The sequence below is a fragment of the Paracoccus haematequi genome, from assembly GCF_900631945.1.
Classification (GTDB): domain Bacteria; phylum Pseudomonadota; class Alphaproteobacteria; order Rhodobacterales; family Rhodobacteraceae; genus Paracoccus; species Paracoccus haematequi_A.
The window spans coordinates 1-943 of the sequence record NZ_UZWE01000009.1; the positions used below are offsets into that span (position 1 = coordinate 1).

At 69.4% G+C, this 943-nt stretch carries 2 protein-coding genes; both read right to left on the minus strand.

The features are described from left to right. The coding region (locus PARHAE_RS00155; RefSeq protein WP_126152587.1) for a D-Ala-D-Ala carboxypeptidase family metallohydrolase at positions 1-668 on the minus strand (668 nt) is incomplete at its 3' end. A 74-nt stretch (positions 669-742) separates the two neighbouring features. Next, a partial coding sequence (locus PARHAE_RS00160) for a DUF6127 family protein (RefSeq protein ID WP_126152588.1) occupies positions 743-943 on the minus strand: 201 nt, incomplete at its 5' end.

Here is a 943-nt window from a genome sequence, read left to right on the forward strand (position 1 = left end):
CGCCCCCGCTTCCAGTCATCGAGCCGCGCGTAGATCGTGACCGCGATGCCAACGAGCGCCACGGCGATGAACACCCAGCGCAGCGTGTCGAGATAAGACACGAGCGGCAGGATGGCGGTTTGCGTATCCGCCAGCACCTGCTGGGCCATCTCGACTCCGGCTGCGCCCAGCGTCGCCACACCGGCCGCTCCGCCACCTCTCATGGTGCGGCTCTCGGCCAGCACTTCGCGTGCGGGCGGGGCTTCCGCCGCGAAGTCAGTCCGCCGGACCGGGAAGCGCTCGCCCCATTGCCGCGCCGGGCCGAGGTCGACATGCATGAAGCCCGACCGGGGGTAGAAGCCGAAGCCGAGGAACCCGACCTCGCGCGCCGCGGTCTCGAAGGCCACGGGGTCGTGGTTCGCCATTGCGATGTCGAATGCGGTGCCGTCGAGGTGTTTCGACCGGGTCGCGCCGCCGACAGCACTGTTGTGCTCGGGGCTGCGATAGGCGGAGCGGACGATGAGCGGCTTGCCCAGCCGGTCGCGCAGCGCCTGCAGCTTGTCGAGCGCCGGTTCGTTGACCAGCAGTTTGCCGGTGCCACGGCAGGCGATCTCGGCGGGCGAGAAGTTGGGCCAGCGCCAGCCGCTCTCGGGTACGTCGCGCCAATGGCGGTGGAAGGTCGGCGTCATGGGGGGTCCTCCGAAAACGAAAAACCCGCCTCGAGGGCGGGTCATTGCGGGCTGATGGACGGGATGGTGAGCGGCTATGGGCCGCCGCCGAAGATCTTCAGCTTGATGGCGATGCCCGCGAGCAGCGCCAGCATGACGCCGGTGGTGATCATGCGGACGGCGGTCTGCATGGCGGTGCGGCGTACCAGCCGGATGCAGTCCACCAGGGAGCGCAGATCGCGGATGTCAAGCGCGGCCTCGTCGCCGTCGAGACCGACATCGGCGAGCGCGCGCTT